This window comes from Streptomyces sp. 12E, from assembly GCF_055633275.1.
In genome coordinates, this window is sequence record NZ_JBVNCJ010000001.1 from 2,498,592 (window position 1) to 2,518,692 (window position 20,101).

Consider the following 20,101-nt stretch of genomic DNA (forward strand, 5'->3'; position numbering starts at 1 on the left):
CACGGAGGCTCCCGGTGCCGGCAGGGCACCGGGAGCCTGCGTCGACGCGTCGGCGCCTACGCCTCCGGCAGCTTCTCCAGCTGCGCCTGGATGCGTGCGATGTCCTCGTCCGCCTTGGTCAGACGCCCCCGGATCTTGTCCACGACGTGGTCCGGCGCCTTCGACAGGAACGCCTCGTTGCCGAGCTTCGCCGTCGCCTGGGCCTTCTCCTTCTCGGCGGCGGCGAGGTCCTTGGCCAGGCGCTTGCGCTCCGCGGCGACGTCGATCACACCGGACAGGTCCAGCGCGACCTCGACACCCGCGACCGGCAGCGTCGCCGTGGCCGTGAAGGACTCCCCCTCCGGCGTCAGGCGCAGCAGCTGGCGGATGGCCGGCTCGTGCGCGGCGAGCGCCGTCCCGTCGAGCGTCAGGCGGGCCGGAACCCGCTGGCCCGGCTGGAGCCCCTGGTCGGCACGGAAGCGGCGGACCTCGGTGATGACGGACTGCAGCGTCTCGATCTCCCGCTCGGCCTCCGCGTCCCGGAAGCCGCTGTCGGACGGCCACTCGGCGACGACGACCGACTCGCCCCCCGTCAGCGTCGTCCACAGCGTCTCCGTGACGAACGGGACCACCGGGTGGAGGAGCCTCAGCGTGACGTCGAGGACCTCGCCGAGGACCCGCTTGCTGACCTCGGCCGGCTCCCCGCCCGCCTGGAACGTCGTCTTGGACAGCTCGACGTACCAGTCGAACACCTCGTCCCACGCGAAGTGGAACAGCGCGTCCGACAGCTTGGCGAACTGGAAGTCGTCGTAGTACGCGTCGACTTCGGCGACGACCGAGTTCAGCCGGGACAGGATCCAGCGGTCGGTCGGCGACATCCTCGACGCGTCCGGCAGCGGGCCCTCGACCGTCGCGCCGTTCATCAGCGCGAAGCGCGTCGCGTTCCAGATCTTGTTGGCGAAGTTGCGCGAGCCCTGGACCCAGTCCTCGCCGATCGGCACGTCGACGCCCGGGTTGGCGCCGCGCGCGAGCGTGAAGCGCAGGGCGTCGGAGCCGTACTTGTCCATCCAGTCCAGCGGGTTGACCACGTTGCCGAAGGACTTCGACATCTTCTTGCCGAACTGGTCGCGGACCATGCCGTGCAGGGCGATGGTGTGGAACGGCGGGGTGCCGTCCATCGCGTACAGGCCGAACATCATCATCCGGGCGACCCAGAAGAAGAGGATGTCGTAGCCGGTGACCAGGACGGAGTTCGGGTAGAACTTCGCGAGCGACTCGGTCTGCTCGGGCCAGCCGAGCGTGGAGAACGGCCACAGGCCCGACGAGAACCAGGTGTCGAGGACGTCGGTGTCCTGGTGCCAGCCCTCGCCGGTGGGCGGTTCCTCGTCCGGTCCGACGCAGACGACCTCGCCGTCGGGCCCGTACCAGACGGGGATGCGGTGGCCCCACCACAACTGCCGCGAGATGCACCAGTCGTGGAGGTTGTCGACCCAGTCGAAGTAGCGCTTCTCCATCTCCTGCGGGTGGATCTTGACGCGGCCGTCGCGGACCGCGTCACCGGCGGCCTTGGCGAGCGGGCCGACCTTGACCCACCACTGCATGGACAGCCGCGGCTCGACGGTGGTCCTGCACCGCGAGCAGTGGCCGACGGAGTGGGCGTAGGGGCGCTTCTCGGCGACGATCCGGCCCTCGGCGCGCAGCGCGGCGACGATGGCGGAGCGGGCCTCCAGGCGGTCCAGGCCCTGGAAGGGGCCGTGGACGGTAATGACGGCGTGCTCGTCCATCACGGTGATGGACGGCAGGTCGTGCCGCCGGCCGATCTCGAAGTCGTTCGGGTCGTGGGCCGGCGTCACCTTGACGGCGCCGGTGCCGAACTCGGGGTCGACGTGCTCGTCGGCGACGACCGGGATGGAGCGGTCGGTCAGCGGCAGCTTGACGAGCTTGCCGACGAGGTGCTTGTAGCGCTCGTCCTCGGGGTGGACGGCGACGGCCGTGTCCCCGAGCATCGTCTCCGCGCGGGTGGTGGCGACGACGATGGTGTCGTCCCCCTCGCCGTACGTCATGGAGACGAGCTCGCCGTCGTCGTCCTGGTAGTTGACCTCGATGTCGGAGATCGCGGTCAGGCAGCGCGGGCACCAGTTGATGATGCGCTCGGCGCGGTAGATCAGCTCGTCGTCGTGGAGCCGCTTGAAGATGGTCTGGACCGCCTGGGACAGGCCCTCGTCCATCGTGAAGCGCTCGCGCGACCAGGCGACACCGTCACCGAGGCGGCGCATCTGGCCGGAGATCTGACCGCCGGACTCGCCCTTCCACTGCCAGACCCGCTCGACGAACGCCTCGCGGCCGAGGTCGTGGCGGGACTTGCCCTCCTTGGCCAGCTCCCGCTCGACGACGTTCTGCGTGGCGATGCCGGCGTGGTCCATGCCGGGCTGCCACAGCGTCTCGAAGCCCTGCATGCGCTTGCGGCGGGTGAGGGCGTCGATCAGCGTGTGCTCGAACGCGTGCCCGAGGTGCAGGCTGCCGGTGACGTTCGGCGGCGGGATGACGACGGTGTACGGAGGCTTGTCGCTCTTCGCGTCCGCCTCGAAGTAACCGCGCTCCACCCAGCGCTCGTACAGCGGCCCCTCTACATCGGCCGGCGCGTACTGGGTCGGCAGTTCGGTGGTGGGCGCTGGTGGCTGCTGCTGAGCGTTCTCGGTCACGGGGCTCAGTTTAGAGGCGTCACGGGCCTGTCCCGAAACGCGTTTCTCTGTAACGGTGCGACCCCCGCTGACCTGAACGCATCACTCCTGAGCCAGGATGTCAGCAACGCACAAGCACTTGGAGGGGGAACCCCGTAATGAGCTACAACCAGCCGGGCCCGTACGGCGGGCAGCAGCCCCAGCAGCCGGGGCCATACGGCCAGCCGGGTCCTTACGGCCAGCCGCCGCAGGCCCCGCAGCCCGGCTACGGCTACCCCCAGCAGGCTCCCCCGCCCGGCCAGCCCGGCTACGGCTACCCGCAGCAGCCCGGCCAGCCCGGCGTGCCGCCGCAGCCCCCGTACGGCCAGCAGCCGCCCTACGGCCAGCCCCCGTACGGCATGCCTCCCCAGCCCCCCGCCCCGGGCGGCGGCGGCAAGAAGGCCGGGATCATCATCGGCGCGGTCGCGGTCGTCGCGGCCCTCGGCGTGGGCGCGTACTTCGTGATCGGCGTGGGCGGCGGCGCGGGCGGCCTGGAGGACGACGGGGCGCACAAGCTGACGACGCCGACGACCGTGCTCGGCGGCGAGTACAAGAAGGGCGACGCCGCGGACAGCGGCGGATTCGACGAGAACGACATGAAGGAAGCCGAGAAGCACGGCGTCAAGAACGCCAAGAACGTCAGCGCGGCCTACCAGGCCGGGGACGAGAGCAACCCGTTCGCCATGAAGATGATCAACTTCACGGGCGTCTACGGCGAGATCGACGACCCGGAGAAGACCGTCGACGCCATGTTCGCGGAGATGAGGAGGGAGGCCTCCGGGGACGAGGAGGCCGAGCTCGTCGGCAGCCCGAAGGGCTTCGAGCCGAGCGCCCTGGACGGCGCCGTCCTGAAGTGCCAGGAGATCAAGGGCAAGAACAGCGGTGCCGCCCCGGGCGACCCGGCCTCCGGACCTTCGGAGATCAGCATGCCGGTGTGCATCTGGGGCGACCACAGCACGCTGGCCGTGGTCATGAACACCGACCTGGCCGACGCCATGGCCGGTAAGCCCGCCGACCTGGGGAAGGCCGCCGAACTGACCGCCAAGTTCCGCAAGGACGTCCGCGTCAAGGCCTGACGCGGCGCGTGCACACGCGGAAGAGGGGCCCCGGCACCGGCCGGGGCCCCTCTTCCGCGTCGGTGTGGGGCGGCTACGCCGTCTTCTGCTCGCCCGGGCCCCGGCCGCGGGCGTCGCGCGGGATCAGGGTCGGGTTGACGTTGGAGAGGACCACGTCGGCCGTGATGACCACGCGGGCGACGTCCTTGCGGGACGGGACCTCGTACATCACGCCCTGGAGGACCTCCTCCATGATGGCGCGCAGGCCGCGGGCGCCGGTCTGGCGGAGGATGGCCTGGTCGGCGATGGCCTCCAGCGCCTCGCGCTCGAAGTCCAGCTCCACGCCGTCGAGTTCGAAGAGGCGCTGGTACTGCTTCACCAGCGCGTTGCGCGGCTCGACGAGGATCTGGAGCAGGGCCTCGCGGTCGAGGTTGTGGACGCTCGTGATGACCGGGAGCCGGCCGATGAACTCGGGGATCATGCCGAACTTGACCAGGTCCTCCGGCATGACCTCCTCGAACTGGTCCTTGGAGTCCCGCTCCTGCTTGGAGATGATCGTCGCGCCGAAGCCGATGCCCTTGGCGCCCGCCCGGCCCTCGATGATCTTCTCCAGTCCGGCGAAGGCGCCGCCCACGATGAACAGCACGTTCGTCGTGTCGATCTGGATGAACTCCTGGTGCGGGTGCTTGCGGCCGCCCTGCGGCGGGACGGAGGCCGTGGTGCCCTCGAGGATCTTCAGCAGGGCCTGCTGCACACCCTCACCGCTGACGTCACGGGTGATCGACGGGTTTTCGCTCTTCCGGGCGACCTTGTCGATCTCGTCGATGTAGATGATCCCGGTCTCGGCCTTCTTGACGTCGTAGTCGGCCGCCTGGATCAGTTTCAGCAGGATGTTCTCGACGTCCTCGCCGACGTACCCCGCCTCGGTGAGCGCCGTGGCGTCGGCGATCGCGAACGGGACGTTCAGCATGCGGGCGAGGGTCTGGGCCAGCAGGGTCTTGCCGGAGCCCGTGGGGCCCAGCAGGAGGATGTTGGACTTCGCCAGCTCGATGGCGTCCTCACGGCCCTGGGCGCCGCCGTTCTCGCCGGCCTGGACGCGCTTGTAGTGGTTGTACACGGCGACGGAGAGGGCCTTCTTGGCCGCCTCCTGTCCCACCACGTACCCCTCGAGGAACTCGTAGATCTCGCGGGGCTTGGGAAGTTCCTCCCAGCGGACCTCGCTGGTCTCGGCGAGCTCTTCCTCGATGATCTCGTTGCAGAGATCGATGCACTCGTCGCAGATGTACACACCAGGCCCTGCGATGAGCTTCTTGACCTGCTTCTGGCTCTTGCCGCAGAACGAGCACTTGAGCAGATCGCCGCCGTCACCGATGCGTGCCACGGTGTGCTTCCCCTTCGCCTGGGAGACGCGGACGTGGGCGTCCGGCGGCTCCTGGTGCTGCCTTATGTCCGACGGTACCCTGCCGAGCCCTCCGTTCGGGCCCCCCTTGGCACGGTTCACTTTGACGTGGACCGTGCCAAACCGTGCCAAGGGGCGGCAGACGTCACTCCCCGCCCCGCGTCAGCGCAGGCTGGCGTTGTCCATCTTCCGGGTGGTGATGATCTGGTCGATCAGGCCGTACTCCAGCGCGTCCTCGGCCGTGAGGATCTTGTCGCGCTCGATGTCCTCGCGGATCTTGTCGAGCGGCCGGGTGGAGTGCTTGGCCAGCATCTCCTCCAGCTGGCTCCGCATCCGGAGGATCTCGTTGGCGGCGATCTCCAGGTCGGAGACCTGACCGCGGCCGGTCTCGCTGTACGGCTGGTGGATCAGCACGCGCGCGTTCGGCAGCGCCATGCGCTTGCCGGGCGTGCCGGCGGCCAGCAGGACGGCGGCGGCCGAGGCGGCCTGGCCCATGCAGACCGTCTGGACGTCCGGCTTCACGTACTGCATCGTGTCGTAGATCGCCGTGAGCGCGGTGAAGGAACCGCCGGGGCTGTTGATGTAGACCGAGATGTCCCGGTCGGGGTCCATCGACTCCAGGCACAGCAGCTGCGCCATCACGTCGTTGGCCGAGGCGTCGTCGATCTGGACGCCGAGGAAGATCACGCGCTCCTCGAAGAGCTTCGCGTACGGGTCGTACTCGCGGATGCCCTGGGAGGTGCGCTCGACGAAGCGCGGGATGACGTAGCGGGACTCGGCCGAGGGGCCGGTGTACCGGCCTTCGGAGGCGGCGGGCGTGCGGTCGTACAGGCCGCTGCCGGGGAAGCTGTTCACGGTGTCTCCTGAAAGGGGCTGAGGCGGTCGGCTGGGGCTGCTGGGGCTTGGTCCGGCCGGGCCCTGGGGCCCGGGGGCGTCCACGGGGCCGTGCGGGCTCCGTGAGGCCGCTCAGGCCCCGGTGCCGCCGCCGCCCGGCATGCCGGCGGCCGTGGCGATCACGTCGTCGATGAGGCCGTACTCCTTGGCCTCGAAGGCGTCGAACCAGCGGTCGCGGTCGGAGTCGCGGGTGATCTGCTCGACCGACTGGCCGGTGTGCTGGGCCGTGAGCTCGGCCATGCGCTTCTTGGTGTGCAGCAGCCGCTCGGCGTGGATCTTGATGTCCGAGGCCGAGCCGGCGAGTCCGGCGGACGGCTGGTGGATCAGGATCTCGGCGTTCGGCAGCGCGAAGCGCTTGCCGGGGGTGCCGGCGCTCAGCAGGAACTGGCCCATGGAGGCCGCCAGGCCCATGGCGATCGTCACCACGTCGTTCTTGATGTACTGCATGGTGTCGTAGATCGCCATGCCGGCCGTGATGGAGCCGCCGGGGCTGTTGATGTACAGGTAGATGTCCTTGTCCGGGTCGGAGGCAAGGAGCAGCAGCTGTGCGGTGATCTTGTTGGCAATGTCGTCGTCGACCGGCTGGCCGAGGAAGATGATCCGCTCGCCGAGCAGCCGGTTGTAGACCTGGTCGCCGAGGCCACCACCGATGGAGGGCTCGCCGGCGGCGGAGGGCATCAGATTCGTCACGTATCCACCTGCTCGTCTTGCGACGGCGCCGGGCCGTCTCACGTATCCCTGCGGGGGCCTCCGGCGGTTTCGCCGTGATTCCTGGCCCCCCGTTATTCATGGACCCTAACGCGGTGGCTCCGCCGGGGAATCCCGGTAACGGGGGTGTTCGCCGGGGGCGTAGAGGGGCGCCTGTTCGGTTTGCGGGCGGCCGCGGCCCGTGGGCGGCCGGTCGCGCCCGCGCGGCGGAGCCGTACACCGGCCGCCACCGCGCGTTCCCGGGGGTGTCGTCCCGCCGCACGACGCGGGGCCCCGGCGTGATCGCCGGGGCCCCGCGTGCGTCGGTCAGGTGTGACGCGAGGGTCAGCCCTCGGTCTTCTCCTCGGCCGCGGCCTCGGTCTGCTCGGCGCCCTCGGCCGACTCGGCGGCCTCGGCCTCTTCCTCGTCCTCGTCCTCGAGGTCGACGATCTCGCCGTTGGTGTCCTTGACCGTGGCCTTCTCGACCACGGAGGCCAGGGCCTTGCCGCGGGCGACCTCGCCGACGAGGAGCGGGACCTGGCCCTGCTCGACGACGGCCTGGGCGAACTGGTCGGGGGACATGCCGGAGGAGGCGGCGCGCCGCATGAGGTGCTCGGTAAGCTCCTCCTGGTTGACGTTCAGCTTCTCCTGCTTGACGAGCTCGTCGAGCACGAACTGGGTCTTGATGCCCTTGACCGCGGCCTCGCGGGTCTCGGTCTCGAACTCCTCCTCGGTCTTGCCCTGGATCTCCAGGTACTTCGCGAGGTCGAGGCCCATCTGGCCGAGCTGGTGGTGCTCGAGGTTGTGCTTGCGGGTGTTGATCTCGTCCTCGAGCAGCTTCTCGGGGACCGGGACCTCGACCAGCTCGAGCAGCTTCTCCAGGACGCGCTCCTGGGCCTGCGTGGCCTGGTCGTACTGCTTCATGTTCTCCAGGCGCTTGCGGCTGTCCGCCTTCAGCTCCTCGAGGGTGTCGAACTCGGACGCGAGCTGGGCGAACTCGTCGTCCAGCTCCGGCAGCTCACGGGCGGCGACCTGGGACACCTTGACGGTGACCTCGGCCTCCTTGCCGGCCGCCGAGCCGCCCTTGAGCTCGGAGGTGAAGGTGGCCTCGCCACCGGCCTCCAGGCCCTTCACGGCGTCGTCGATGCCCTCCAGCAGCTCGCCGGAGCCGATGGTGTACGACACGCCGTTCGCGACGCCGTCCTCGAGGACCTCGCCGTCGACCTTGGCCTCCAGGTCGATGGTGACGACGTCGCCCTCCTCGGCGGCGCGCTCCACCGGGGAGGTGGAGGCGAAGCGCTCGCGGAGCTGCTCGACCGACTTCTCGACGTCCTCGTCGGTGACCTCGACGGCGTCGACCTCGACCTCGATGCCGGAGTAGTCCGGGATCTCGATGGCCGGGCGGATGTCGACCTCGGCGGTGAAGTTCAGCGTCTCGCCGTCCTTCAGCTCCGTGATGTCGACCTCGGGCTGGCCCAGCGGGCTCAGCTCGGCCTCGTTGACCGCGTCGGTGTAGAACTTCGGGAGGGCGTCGTTGACGGCCTCCTCCAGCACCGCACCGCGGCCGAAGCGCTGGTCGATGACCCGGGCCGGGACCTTGCCCTTGCGGAAGCCCTTCACCGTGACCTGCTGGTTGATCTTCTTGTACGCCGCGTCGAGGCTGTCCTTGAGCTCCTCGAAGGGCACCTCGACAGTGAGCCGAACCCGGGTCGGGTTCAGGGTCTCCACGGCGCTCTTCACGGTTCGGTCTCCTTGTGGCTGACTTCTCGGGTTCTGCCGGGACCAGAAGGGTCCGGCCGATTCGCCGCCCGGAGGACTTCAGAGACACACAGGGCGTGCAGTTTGCATAGTAACGGCAGCGGCTACGGCACCCAAAAGGCGATCATCGCTGCATGAGGCAGGTGGCTGGTCGGGGTGGCGGGATTTGAACCCACGGCCTTCCGCTCCCAAAGCGGACGCGCTACCAAGCTGCGCCACACCCCGTCTGGTGCGACACGTAGGGTACATGCACCCGGGCGGAACGGCCGCCGCGTTTTCGCGGGCGCGGCGGGGTGCCGGGGGGCGGGACGGAAACGGGGTGTGCGACGAGGGCGTACGACCCGCTACGATGCCTGTCAGTGCCGCGGCCACCGACGCGCGGCGCGCTCCGTGCGGGCGTAGCTCAATGGTAGAGCCCTAGTCTTCCAAACTAGCTACGCGGGTTCGATTCCCGTCGCCCGCTCCATACGGCTCAGGGCCAGGTCGGAGGATCATTCCTCCGCCTGGCCCTGATCGCTTTCCGGGCCCCGGTCGGTCCCGCTCCCCGGTCGCCCGCGGGCTCGCGGAGGAGAACGGAGGCCGGGCGGCCGAAGCGGACGGGGCGGGGAGCGGCTCCCGGGCCGGCCCGGATCGTTTCCGCGGGCGGGGTCAGAAGCTGATGGAGTTGATCATTTCGGCTATCGAGTCCAGGAACCGCTGGATGTCGTCGGCCATGCCGGTGGAGGCGAGGAAGAAGCCGAAGAGGACGGCGACGATCGCCGGCCCCGCCTTGATGGAGCCGCTTCTCATCAGCACCACCAGGATGATCGCCAACAGCAGCACCACGGACAGTGAAATGGCCACAACTGATCACACCCTCGGTCGGTTCCGCTTCCCCGGCCCGGGCGACGCGACCCCGCGCACCCCGCCAGAACCATCGTGCCACCAACACGGCCGCCCTATGCGGCGGCTGACGCATCATCCGTCCCGGCGCGGCCGGCCCGCCCGCACGCGGCCGTCCGCGCGGGCCGGCGGCGCCGTGTCGCACGGCAATTCGAAAGAACACCCGCACAGGGAATTCATCCGGATCGTTTCCGTCTCCACACAATGCGTTCGCAGCTCATTCGAATTGCCGCCGCGGGTACTCCAACACCCCTTCACGCAATACGGGATATACACACCGAAGCAGGACATACCGCCGTAGTCGCCTGCTGGCCTCGTGCACGGTTTGATCCGGAACAATCATGACAAAGACGCCCTGCTTCGCATCCAAGTTCCTTATGCGCGCAGCGTGTTGGTCATCACGCCGATCACCTCGCGCGCTTTCCCGAATCCGGGTTTCCCGAACCGAATACCAGGGACGGCGCCGGGCGTTTTACGAAATCCCGCGGACGACGCTAGGGTGCCTCAGATGTTCCACGCTGCCTCGTCCCCCGCAAGCGCAGCGAGCTCACCGATCGGCTCCCCGAGTCCCCGCCGGGAGTGTCAGTGACGAACTCGCAGCGACCGTACGGCAACCGCAGAACGCCGCTCCCCCCGGCACGGCCGCCGGCGCCCGGAGTGCCGAGCCCGCGGACGGAGAGCCGGCGCGGCGACCGGCCGGCGCCGTCCGGCGGACAGCGCGACGCGTTCTTCGACAACGCCAAGTACCTGGCGATCGTGCTGGTGGCGGTCGGACACGCCTGGGAACCCCTCAAGGGCGACAGCCGGGTCCTGGAGGCGGCGTACACGGTCGTGTACTCGTTCCACATGCCGGCCTTCATCATCATCTCCGGCTTCTTCTCGCGCAGCTTCGACATGCGGCCCGACCGGCTGCGCCGGCTGATCACCGGCGTCGCCGTGCCGTACATCGTGTTCGAGACCGCCTACCCCCTGTTCCGGCGGGTCGTCGACGACGCCCCGGAGCAGGAGATCAGCCTGCTCGACCCCTGGTACCTGACCTGGTTCCTGGTCGCGCTGTTCGTGTGGCGGCTGACCACGCCGATCTGGAACGCGGTACGGCACCCGCTGCCGCCGGCGCTCGGCATCGCCATGCTGGCCAGTGTCACCCCCGCCATCGGCGACGGCCTCGACCTGCAGCGCGTGCTGCAGTTCCTGCCGTACTTCGTGCTCGGTCTGTGCCTGCGGCCGGACCACTTCCACCTGGTGCGCCGCCGGTCGGTGCGGATCGCGGCGGTGCCGGTGTTCGCGGCGGCGCTGGCCTTCGGCTGGTGGGCGGTGCCGCGGATGAACACCGCGTGGTTCTACCACCGTGACGCCGCGCAGGAGCTGGGCGCGCCGTGGTGGGCCGGTCCGGTCATGGTGCTCGCGATGTTCGGCTGCTCGCTGGTGCTGACCGCCTGCTTCTTCGCCTGGGTGCCGGGCCGCCGCACGTGGTTCACGGCGCTCGGCGCGGGCACGCTCTACGGCTACCTGCTGCACGGCTTCGTGGTGAAGGCCGGCGACTACCGGGGCTGGTTCGAGCACTCCGTGCTGCACCAGCCGCTCGGCGAGATCGCCGTGAGCGTCCTGGCGGCGGTCATGGTGACGCTGCTGTGCACCGCCCCCGTGCGGCGGGTGTTCCGGTTCGTGATGGAGCCGAGGATGGAGTGGGCGTTCAAGCGGGACACCGCGGAAGCGGCCCGCGCGCCCGAGCGGCAGGAGAAGAAGGAGACCCGCGAGAAGGTCTCCGCCTAGGAGTCGCCCTCCCCCGCCACGAGACCGAGGAGTGCGCGCATCCGCGCGTACTTCTCGGTCAGTCGTGCGCGGGTCGGCCCGTCCAGTACGGCCAGGCGGGCCGGGTCGGCGTTGTGCGCCAGGTCCGCCTCCTTCACCAGGAGCGCGCCGGGCGTGGCGAGGATCCGGGCCGCGTACGCCTCGGGGGGTTCCCCGGACCGTTTGGTGACCGCGAGGACGATGTCCTTGGTCCGCCGGGTCAGCGCGGCCTCCTCCAGCCGGCGCCGCGACAGCCTGTGGTCCTCGACGGCGTCGTGCAGCCAGGCCGCCGCGATCTGCTCCTCGTCGCCGCCGCGGGCCCGTACCCCCTCGGCGACGGCCCGGAGGTGTTCTGCGTAGGGCCGGCCCGCCTTGTCGGTCTGGCCGGTGTGCGCGGCGCGGGCGACGGCCTCGACCTCGGCCGGGGACAGCGGTGTCGTCTCGGTCATCCGCCCAGTGTGCACGGGTCAGCGGACCGCCGCGGCCGTCGGGCCCTCCCGGCATATGAGCAGCAGGGCCCGGTCGTCGTTGACGTCCTTGGCGACCGCCTCGATGAGGTGCCAGGCGGCTCCGTGGAAACCGCCGGCGACGTAGCGGTCGGCCTCGCCGGTGAGGCGGTCGATGCCCTCCACGATGTCCCGGTCGGAGGTCTCCACCAGGCCGTCCGTGAACAGCATCAGCACGTCCCCGGGGCGCAGCGAGCCCTTCACCGAGTCGAACTGGGCTCCGTCGTAGACGCCGAGCAGCGGGCCGTCGGCCGCCTTCTCCTCCCAGCGTCCGCTGCCCGCGCTGAGCTGGAGGCCCGGCGGGTGCCCGGCGGAGTAGAGCTCGTAGTCGCCGGTGTCCAGGTCGAGCACCAGGTGGATGGAGGTGGCGAAGCCCTCGTCCCAGTCCTGGCGCAGCAGGTAGCCGTTGGCGGCCGGCAGGAAGGCGTGCGGCGGGAGGCTGCCGAGGAGGCCGCCGAAGGCGCCCGACAGCAGCAGGGCGCGCGAGGCGGCGTCCATGCCCTTGCCGGAGACGTCGGTGAGCACGACCTCCAGGGTGCGCCCGCCGTTGGTGCGGGCCGCGACCACGAAGTCGCCCGAGAAGGACTGTCCGCCCGCCGGGCGCAGGGCCATCTCGCGGTGCCAGCCGTCGGGGAGTTTCGGCAGCTTGCTCTGCACCCGGATGCGCTCGCGCAGGTCGAACAGCATGGTGCCGCCGCGCCGCCAGGGCACGCCCACCCGGCTGCGGAACTGGGCCACGAGCAGACCGAAGAAGCCGCAGGCGGCGACGGTGAGGACCACGCCGGGTGTGACGCGGGCCGCGCCCTCGGTGTAGGGGCCGAGCAGCACCGACTCCACGATCAGCGCGGTCGCCGCGGCGGCGTACAGTCCGAGCAGGCTCGCCGGGCGCAGCAGCAGGCCGCCGGCGACGATCGGCAGGACCAGTGCGGCGGGCGCGCACCACACGGAGTTGGTGAGCGTCCCGGCCGCGATCAGCGGGACGGTGAGGAGCAGTCCGGCCAGCGCGACCCAGTCGGAGCCGTCCCCGCGGAAGTAGTCGACGGCGGACCGGCGCATGCCGACGCGGGCCCGGTGCCACTGCTTCTTCAACCGGGCCGTGAACGTCTCGGCCTCCGCGCGCCGCTCTCGTCCTGCTGCCATCAGTTCGGGACCCTATCCATCGGACCGGCCACTTGGCACGGGAGGTCCTGGTTGTCCCCTTGTCGGGGCCGACTTCACAGTCAACTTCACCGGACGCCGCCGTGGGGCCGCACGGGAGAAATTGCCTCGCCCGTCCTGTACGGCCCTGATAGGCATGGCCCATGGCGATCGAACAGGCGAGCCCCGCAACCGGACTTCGAGTACTCCACCCTGACGATTGGGACAAGTGGTACGCGAACCTGATCCGTGCGTTCGGCGGCGCCGAGGAGGCGGACGAGGAACGCGAGCTGTGGAACTCGCTCACCGAGCACGACCGCTTCCTGGGGGCCTGGGACGGCGACGAGTGCGTGGGGACGGCGGGCGCGTTCTCCTTCCGGCTGACCGTTCCCGGCGGTGACTCCGTGCCGGCCGCGGGCATCACGGGCGTCAGTGTGGCCGCCACGCACCGGCGGCGCGGCGTGCTGAGGACGATGATGCGGCGCCAGCTGGACGACGTCCGGTCCTGGGGCGAGCCGCTGGCGGTGCTCACCGCCTCCGAGCCGGCGATCTACGGCCGGTTCGGGTACGGGGCGGCCACCTTCCAGCTGAACGCCGAGATCGACACGAGTCGTACGCGCCTGTCGGTCCCGCCCGGCACGGACGGCGTACGGGTGCGGTACGCGGCCCCCGCCGACGTGCTCGACCGGTGCGAGGCGGTGTACGCCCGGCTCGTGCCGGGCCGGCCGGGAATGCTCGCGCGGCAGCCGGGCTGGGAGCGGCTGGGGACGCTGGACCCGGCGGGCAGCCGGGACGGGGCGTCGCCGCTGCAGGGCGTCGTCGCCGAACGGGACGGCGAGACCGTCGGGTACGCGTGGTTCCGGGTGAAGGGGGACTACGGTCCGGCGGGGCACGAGGGGTCGGTGGTCCTGAGCGCCCTGGCCGCGCTGGACCCGGCGGCCGAGGCGGCGCTGTGGCGGTTCCTGTTCGGCATCGACCTGACGTCGACGCTGGTGGTGCGCGGCCGGCCGGTCGACGAGGCGTGGCAGCACATGGTGTCGGACATCCGCCGGTGCCGGCCGGAGCTCCGGGACGCGCTGTACGTACGGCTGGTCGACGTCGGGGCGGCGCTCCGGGCGCGGACGTACCGGGCCCCGGTGGACGTCGTCCTCGAGGTGGAGGACGCCTTCTGCCCCTGGAACGCGGGCCGTTGGCGACTGAGCGGGGACGCCAAGGGCGCGTCCTGCGAACGCGCCGAGGACCCGGCCGATCTCGCCCTGTCGGTGCGGGAGCTGGGCGCGGCCTATCTGGGCGGCACGAGCCTCACGGCGCTCGCGGCGGCCGGCCGGGTGGACGAACTGCGGCGGGGCGCGCTGGCGGAGGCGTCCCTGGCGTTCGGGAGCGACCCGGCGCCGTGGCTGCCGCACGGCTTCTGAGCCTCAGCGGCGCTGGCAGCCGGGGCACCAGAACAGGTTGCGGGCGGCGAGGTCGGCGGTGCGGATCTCGCCGCCGCAGATGTGGCAGGGCAGGCGGGCCCTGCGGTAGACGTACACCTCGCCGCCGTGGTCGTCGACGCGCGGCGGGCGTCCCATCGCCTCCGGGGTGTGTTCGGGGCGGACGGTGTCGATGCGGTTGTCGCGCACGCCCTCGCGCATCAGCGCGACCAGGTCGGCCCAGAGGGCGTCCCACTCGGCCGGGGTGAGGTCCCGGCCCGCGCGGTACGGGTCGATCCGGTGCCGGAAGAGGACCTCGGCGCGGTAGACGTTGCCCACGCCCGCGATGACCTTCTGGTCCATCAGGAGGGCGGCGATCGTCGTACGGCTGCGGCCGATCCTGCGGTACGCGAGGGCCGGGTCGGCGTCCGGGCGGAGCGGGTCGGGGCCGAGGCGGTCGTGGACCGCCTGCTTCTCGCCGTCCGTGATCAGAGCGCAGGTGGTGGGGCCGCGCAGGTCGACGTAGGACGTGGCGTCGGCGAGGCGGAGCCGGACGGTGTCCGTGGGCGGCGGCGCCGGGGCCGGGCCGAAGGCGACCTTGCCGAAGAGGCCGAGGTGGATGTGGACCCACTCGGCGGGCTCGGTGTCGCCGAAGCCGAGGAACAGGTGCTTTCCATGGGCGTCGGTGCTGTGCAGCGGCGTGCGGTCGAGGAGGGCGGCGGCGTCGGCGAACTTGCCCTGAGGGCTGGTGACGCGGAGGGGGGCGCCGGCGGCGAAGGCGGCGGCGTAGTCCGCGGCCAGCCGGTGGATGGTGTGGCCTTCCGGCACGGGGGTGTCCTTCCAAGCGTGTGCCCACCGCCCGGTCGGCCGGGCGGCCCGGCGCGTGCCGGGGGCTCGGCCCCGGACCCCGGCGGGCCGCGTCTCCCGCGCCCCGTCGGCGCCCCGGCGCGCGGCCCCGGTGGTGCGCCCCGTGGAGAGGGTGCTCTCCCCCGGACCCGTGCGTCGGGGAAGGGCCCTGGCGGCGTTACTGCTGCGGGTGGTGCGGGGGGATGGGCGGGAGGTCGCCCGTCGTCTCGTAGGCGGCGAGCATGTCGATCCGGCGGACGTGGCGCTCGTCACCGGAGAAGGGGGTGCTCAGGAAGGTCTCGACGAACTTCGTCGCCTCGTCCTGGGTGTGCATGCGCGCGCCCACCGCGATCACGTTGGCGTTGTTGTGCTGGCGGCCCAGTGCCGCCGTCTCCTCGCTCCACGCCAGGGCCGCCCGTACGCCCTCGACCTTGTTCGCGGCGATCTGCTCGCCGTTGCCGGAGCCGCCGATCACGATGCCGAGGGCGCCCTCGTCCGCGGCGGTCCGCTCGGCGGCGCGGAGGCAGAAGGGCGGGTAGTCGTCCTGGGCGTCGTAGATGTGCGGGCCGCAGTCGACGGGCTCGTGGCCCGCCGCCTCGAGCCACTCGACGAGGTGGTTCTTGAGTTCGTAGCCCGCATGGTCCGAGCCGAGATACACGCGCATGGTCCGAGTGTGACACGGGGGCGGGCGGGCAGACGCGTCGGGGCGGGCCGCCGGAAACGTGAGGAGGATTACAGAACCTCTGGAAAAGCTCGGGTAAAGAAGGGGAATCAAAGGTTCCACAATCTGTTCGCCTCCGTTTCACTGGACCGGCCCGTAGACCTCTGCGGAGCGCAGCTCTCCCGGCGCAAAGGAAATCCCGTTCCATGACCTCGCAGCCGACCCTGAAGACAGCCGGAAGCGGCCACCCAGGCCCCGGAGGACCCGGAGGATCCGCGAGCGGACCCGGAGAACCCGGCTCCGGGCTCCAGGCCGGGCTCAAGAACCGCCATCTGTCGATGATCGCCATCGGCGGCGTGATCGGCGCGGGCCTCTTCGTCGGCTCCAGCGCCGGCATCGCGACCGCCGGCCCCGGCATCCTGCTCTCGTACGCCCTCGTCGGCACGCTCGTGGTGCTGGTGATGCGGATGCTCGGTGAGATGTCCGCGGCCAACCCGACGTCCGGATCCTTCTCCGCGCACGCCGACCGGGCGCTCGGTCCCTGGGCCGGTTTCACGATCGGCTGGCTCTACTGGTTCTTCTGGGTCGTCGTCCTCGCGGTCGAGGCGACCGCCGGCGCCGCGATCCTCGAAGGGTGGATACCGGCCGTTCCGCAGTGGGGCTGGGCCCTCATCGTGATGGTGGTGCTGACCGCCACCAACCTGGTGTCCGTCGGCTCCTACGGCGAGTTCGAGTTCTGGTTCGCCGGGATCAAGGTCGTCGCCATCGGCGCGTTCATCGTCATCGGCGGACTGGCCGTCTTCGGCGTGCTGCCCGGCGTCGACAGCGACCAGGCCGGCCTGGCCAACCTCACCGGCCACGGCGGCTTCCTGCCCCACGGCGCCGGCGCGATCCTCACCGGCATCCTGCTCGTCGTCTTCTCCTTCATGGGCAGCGAGATCGCCACGCTGGCCGCCGGCGAGTCGGAGGACCCGCAGCGGGCCGTCACCAAGGCGACCAACAGCATCATCTGGCGGATCGGCGTCTTCTACCTCGGCTCGATCTTCGTCGTGGTCTGTCTGCTGCCCTGGGACAGCGAGTCCATCGCCGAGGACGGCTCCTACGTCGCCGCCCTGGACTCCCTCGGCATCGCGCACGCCGGTCAGATCATGAACTTCATCGTGCTGACGTCCGTGCTCTCCTGCCTCAACTCCGGGCTCTACACGGCCTCCCGGATGGCCTTCTCGCTCGGCCGGCGCGGGGACGCGCCGAAGGCGTTCGCCCGGACCACGAGCCGGGGCGTGCCGCGGACCGCGATCATCGCGTCGGTGGTGTTCGGCTTCGTCGCCGTCTTCTTCAACTACAAGTTCCCCGACTCCGTCTTCCTCTTCCTCGTCAACTCCTCCGGAGCGGTCGCGCTGTTCGTCTGGCTGGTGATCTGCTTCTCGCAGCTGCGCATGCGGAAGATCATCCAGGCGGAGGCGCCGGAGAAGCTGGTCGTGCGGATGTGGCTGTACCCGTATCTGACGTGGGCCAGCGCCGCGCTGATCGTGTTCGTGATCGGTTACATGCTGACCGACACCGAGCACGACGGGCGTACGACGATGCTGCTGTCCCTGCTGGTCGCCGCGATCGTGCTCGTCATCGCCGTCGTCAGGCAGCGGGTGGCGGGGCGTCGTGCCGGGGACCGGGACGGGGTCCCGGCGGGCTGAGACACCTTTCCACGGCGGGAGGCTCGGCGGAGGCGCTCTACGGCGCCCCCGCCGAGCCTCCCGCCGTGGAACCGGGCGGTCACCGCTTGCCGACGAGCTTCCAGGCCGTCGGCAGCACGCCCATCGCCAGGGCCGCCTTCAGGGCGTCGCCGACGAGGAACGGGGTGAGGCCGGCCGCGATCGCGGCGGAGGCGGACATGCCGGTGGCGAGGGCCAGGTAGGGCACGCCGACGGCGTAGATGACCGCCGAGCCGAGCACCATGGTGCCCGCCGTGCGCCAGGCGGAGCGGTCGGCGCCGCGGCGGGCGAGCGCGCCCACGACGACGGAGGCCAGCAGCATGCCGAGGACGTAGCCGAAGGACGGCATGCCCAGGCCCGACCTGCCCTCCGCGAACCACGGCACGCCGGCCGCGCCCACCAGCGCGTACACCGCCAGGGAGGCGAAGCCGCGGCGGGCGCCGAGGGCGGTGCCGACCAGGAGCGCCGCGAAGGTCTGGCCGGTCACCGGCACCGGGGAGCCGGGGACGGGCACCGCGATCTGGGCGGCGAGGCCGGTGAGCGCGGCGCCGCCGAGCACGAGCGCGGCGTCCCGGACACGGGAGGCCGGGACGAGGTCCGCGAGGACCTGTCCGGATCGGGCGGACGTGAGGGTGGCGGTGCTCATGGGGTCTCCACGGAGTGAGGGCAGTCGGGGACACCGCGACGCTATACCGGTGTCCGCGCGCCGATCACCGTCAGCGGCCGACAAAGGCGTCGCCGTGGACTTGGTGGGCTCCGGACAAAGGGCGGGGAGCCGAAGCACGCGAGGTGACACCGGTCACTGAGGTGACGTGGTTTCGCCAACACGCCGTCGGGGAACGGCGGCTGTGGGGATCCACCAAGCGGGCCGGGCGGGCGCGGGCGCCGCCTCGCCCGTCGGTCGCCGTCCGGGCAGCGCGGGACGGACATCTTCAGCCTGCCGCGCCGGCTGCACCGGGTGATGGTCACCGGTGACGTCCGGGCCGGCGTCGAGGCGAAGGAGTCCTGCTCGACCGAGGGGGACGCCTCGCGCCGCACGATCGTCGCGGCGTAAGCGGATCATCACCCTCCGCATGTCGTATGTCCACATGCTGGTCGGCCTCTTCGTGCACGCGGGGCGGCCGACCACACTGAGCGGCGTTTTCGCCGTCTTCCGCATTGGACGAGTCGCGCCATGCCCCGCACCACCGTCGAGACGCCTCCCGAGGCGGGCGGCGCCTCCCTCTCGCACGGCCTGAAGCAACGCCATCTGTCGATGATCGCCCTCGGCGGGGTGATCGGCGCCGGGCTGTTCGTCGGCTCCGGGGAGGCCATCGCCGCCGCCGGCCCGTCCGTCGTCGTCGCCTACGCCGTCTCCGGCCTCCTGGTGATGCTGGTGATGCGGATGCTGGGCGAGATGTCCGCCGCGTACCCGTCGTCGGGCTCCTTCTCGGCGCACGCCGAGCGGGCGATCGGCCCCTGGGCGGGGTTCACCGCCGGATGGTCGTTCTGGGTGCTGCTGTGCACGGCGGTCGGCCTGGAGGGCATCGGGGCCGCGAAGATCGTCACCGGCTGGCTGCCGGGCACGCCCGCCTGGGCGTGGGTGGCGCTGTTCATGGTGGTGTTCTGCGGGACGAACCTGGCGGCGGTGAAGAACTTCGGCGAGTTCGAGTTCTGGTTCGCGGCCCTCAAGGTCGGCGCGATCTCCCTGTTCCTGGTGCTCGGCGTGCTGGCGGTCGCCGGTGTGCTGCCGGGCACGGACTCCCCGGGCGCCTCCCACCTCACCGACTTCCTCCCCAACGGCGGCGAGGGCCTGGTGATCGGCCTGCTCGCCTCCGTCTTCGCCTACGGCGGCCTGGAGACGGTGACCATCGCGGCGGCCGAGTCGCAGGACCCGGTCAAGAGCGTGGCGGGCGCGGTCCGTACGGCGATGTGGCGGATCGCGCTGTTCTACATCGGCTCGATGGCGGTCGTCGTCACCCTGGTCCCGTGGGACTCCCCGGCAGTGGTCGAGGACGGCCCGTACGTCGCCGCCCTGGACCGCCTCGGCATCCCGGGCGCCGGCCGGCTGATGGACGTCGTGATCCTGGTCGCGCTGCTGTCCGCGATGAACGCCAACATCTACGGCGCCTCGCGCATCGGCTACTCGCTGGTGGAGCGCGGGCAGGGCCCGAAGGCGCTCGGCCGGGTGTCGGGCGGGGTGCCGCGGATCGCCGTCCTGGCCTCCTCGGCCTTCGGCTTCCTGTGCGTGCTGCTGAGCTACTGGCGGCCGGACGACGTCTTCGCCTGGCTGCTGAACACCATCGGCGCGGTGATCCTGGTCGTCTGGATCTTCATCGCCGTCTCCCAGCTGCGGCTGCGCCGCCGGCTGGAGCGCGAGGCGCCGGAGCGGCTGACGGTGCGGATGTGGGCGTTCCCGTGGCTGACCTGGTCGGCACTGGCCGGCATGGCGGCGGTCTTCGTCCTCATGGCCCGGGAGCCGGACACACGGGTGCAGCTGTACTCGACGGGCGCCATGACGCTGCTCCTGGCGGCCGGGGGTTACGCCTGGCAGCGGGCGCGCGCACGCGGCTGACCTGCGCCCCGACGGCCCTCGCGGGAGAACGCGGGGGCCGTTTCGCGTACCGGGGCTCACGGACGGCCCTTTCTGCTGCTAGCGTGCAGTTGCAAGGATGTTGCAATAAAA

At 71.0% G+C, this 20,101-nt stretch carries 16 protein-coding genes and 2 tRNA genes; 6 read left to right on the top strand and 12 right to left on the bottom strand.

What is annotated here, in order from left to right:
- Nucleotides 1-56: 56 nt before the first annotated feature.
- The gene (locus tag ACZ8ZB_RS11715) at nucleotides 57-2,681 is read right to left on the bottom strand and encodes a valine--tRNA ligase (RefSeq protein WP_470737652.1); all 2,625 of its coding nucleotides are present in this window, start codon (nucleotides 2,679-2,681) and stop codon (nucleotides 57-59) included.
- A gap of 137 nt (nucleotides 2,682-2,818) precedes the next feature.
- On the opposite strand from ACZ8ZB_RS11715, the gene ACZ8ZB_RS11720 reads away from it, so the two are divergent.
- Nucleotides 2,819-3,775, top strand: coding sequence for a hypothetical protein (locus ACZ8ZB_RS11720; protein ID WP_470737653.1), 957 nt, complete (start codon nucleotides 2,819-2,821; stop codon nucleotides 3,773-3,775).
- Nucleotides 3,776-3,848: 73 nt separating this feature from the next.
- Here ACZ8ZB_RS11720 and clpX read toward each other — a convergent pair whose 3' ends face one another.
- From clpX to ACZ8ZB_RS11745, 5 genes are all read right to left on the bottom strand, one after another.
- On the bottom strand, nucleotides 3,849-5,135 hold the full coding sequence (gene clpX, locus ACZ8ZB_RS11725; RefSeq protein WP_470737654.1) for an ATP-dependent Clp protease ATP-binding subunit ClpX: 1,287 nt from the start codon (nucleotides 5,133-5,135) through the stop codon (nucleotides 3,849-3,851).
- 180 nt (nucleotides 5,136-5,315) lie between these two features.
- Nucleotides 5,316-6,008 (bottom strand): ATP-dependent Clp protease proteolytic subunit, encoded by a 693-nt coding sequence (locus tag ACZ8ZB_RS11730; RefSeq protein ID WP_470737655.1) that lies wholly within the window; start codon nucleotides 6,006-6,008, stop codon nucleotides 5,316-5,318.
- Nucleotides 6,009-6,119: 111 nt separating this feature from the next.
- Nucleotides 6,120-6,725, bottom strand: a complete 606-nt coding sequence (locus tag ACZ8ZB_RS11735) for an ATP-dependent Clp protease proteolytic subunit (protein WP_167534721.1) — start codon at nucleotides 6,723-6,725, stop codon at nucleotides 6,120-6,122.
- 354 nt (nucleotides 6,726-7,079) lie between these two features.
- Entirely contained in the window at nucleotides 7,080-8,474 is a 1,395-nt protein-coding gene (tig, locus tag ACZ8ZB_RS11740; protein ID WP_470737656.1) for a trigger factor, read from the bottom strand.
- Nucleotides 8,475-8,640: 166 nt separating this feature from the next.
- Nucleotides 8,641-8,717 (bottom strand) — tRNA-Pro (locus tag ACZ8ZB_RS11745).
- Between the two features lie 167 nt (nucleotides 8,718-8,884).
- Here ACZ8ZB_RS11745 and ACZ8ZB_RS11750 point away from each other — a divergent pair.
- Nucleotides 8,885-8,958 (top strand) — tRNA-Gly (locus tag ACZ8ZB_RS11750).
- Nucleotides 8,959-9,140: 182 nt separating this feature from the next.
- On the opposite strand, the gene ACZ8ZB_RS11755 is transcribed toward ACZ8ZB_RS11750, so the two are convergent.
- Complete coding sequence (locus ACZ8ZB_RS11755; protein ID WP_217127783.1) at nucleotides 9,141-9,335, bottom strand: hypothetical protein; 195 nt, start codon at nucleotides 9,333-9,335, stop codon at nucleotides 9,141-9,143.
- A gap of 624 nt (nucleotides 9,336-9,959) precedes the next feature.
- Here ACZ8ZB_RS11755 and ACZ8ZB_RS11760 point away from each other — a divergent pair.
- Complete coding sequence (locus tag ACZ8ZB_RS11760; RefSeq protein WP_470737657.1) at nucleotides 9,960-11,147, top strand: acyltransferase family protein; 1,188 nt, start codon at nucleotides 9,960-9,962, stop codon at nucleotides 11,145-11,147.
- Here ACZ8ZB_RS11760 and ACZ8ZB_RS11765 read toward each other — a convergent pair.
- Nucleotides 11,144-11,614: an HD domain-containing protein gene (locus tag ACZ8ZB_RS11765; protein WP_470737658.1), complete on the bottom strand. Its 471-nt coding sequence runs from the start codon at nucleotides 11,612-11,614 to the stop codon at nucleotides 11,144-11,146. The genes ACZ8ZB_RS11760 and ACZ8ZB_RS11765 overlap by 4 nt on opposite strands.
- 18 nt (nucleotides 11,615-11,632) lie before the next feature.
- Nucleotides 11,633-12,811 carry a SpoIIE family protein phosphatase gene (locus tag ACZ8ZB_RS11770; protein ID WP_470737659.1) on the bottom strand — a complete coding sequence of 393 codons (1,179 nt, stop codon included), beginning with the start codon at nucleotides 12,809-12,811 and terminating at the stop codon, nucleotides 11,633-11,635.
- A gap of 161 nt (nucleotides 12,812-12,972) precedes the next feature.
- On the opposite strand from ACZ8ZB_RS11770, the gene ACZ8ZB_RS11775 reads away from it, so the two are divergent.
- A complete protein-coding gene (locus ACZ8ZB_RS11775; protein ID WP_470737660.1) occupies nucleotides 12,973-14,223 on the top strand; it encodes a GNAT family N-acetyltransferase in 1,251 nt (416 codons plus the stop codon).
- Nucleotides 14,224-14,226: 3 nt separating this feature from the next.
- Here ACZ8ZB_RS11775 and ACZ8ZB_RS11780 read toward each other — a convergent pair whose 3' ends face one another.
- Both ACZ8ZB_RS11780 and ACZ8ZB_RS11785 read right to left on the bottom strand, forming a co-directional pair.
- The gene (locus ACZ8ZB_RS11780; protein WP_470737661.1) at nucleotides 14,227-15,048 is read right to left on the bottom strand and encodes an Fpg/Nei family DNA glycosylase; all 822 of its coding nucleotides are present in this window, start codon (nucleotides 15,046-15,048) and stop codon (nucleotides 14,227-14,229) included.
- A gap of 196 nt (nucleotides 15,049-15,244) precedes the next feature.
- Nucleotides 15,245-15,730, bottom strand: coding sequence for a ribose-5-phosphate isomerase (locus ACZ8ZB_RS11785; RefSeq protein ID WP_470737662.1), 486 nt, complete (start codon nucleotides 15,728-15,730; stop codon nucleotides 15,245-15,247).
- A 203-nt stretch (nucleotides 15,731-15,933) separates the two neighbouring features.
- Here ACZ8ZB_RS11785 and ACZ8ZB_RS11790 point away from each other — a divergent pair, with 203 nt between their 5' ends.
- On the top strand, nucleotides 15,934-17,418 hold the full coding sequence (locus tag ACZ8ZB_RS11790) for an amino acid permease (RefSeq protein ID WP_470737663.1): 1,485 nt from the start codon (nucleotides 15,934-15,936) through the stop codon (nucleotides 17,416-17,418).
- 79 nt (nucleotides 17,419-17,497) lie between these two features.
- On the opposite strand, the gene ACZ8ZB_RS11795 is transcribed toward ACZ8ZB_RS11790, so the two are convergent.
- The gene (locus ACZ8ZB_RS11795) at nucleotides 17,498-18,082 is read right to left on the bottom strand and encodes a biotin transporter BioY (RefSeq protein WP_470737664.1); all 585 of its coding nucleotides are present in this window, start codon (nucleotides 18,080-18,082) and stop codon (nucleotides 17,498-17,500) included.
- A gap of 528 nt (nucleotides 18,083-18,610) precedes the next feature.
- Between ACZ8ZB_RS11795 and ACZ8ZB_RS11800 the strand changes: the two genes are divergently transcribed.
- Nucleotides 18,611-19,990, top strand: a complete 1,380-nt coding sequence (locus ACZ8ZB_RS11800; RefSeq protein ID WP_470737665.1) for an amino acid permease — start codon at nucleotides 18,611-18,613, stop codon at nucleotides 19,988-19,990.
- The last annotated feature ends 111 nt before the right edge of the window (nucleotides 19,991-20,101 follow it).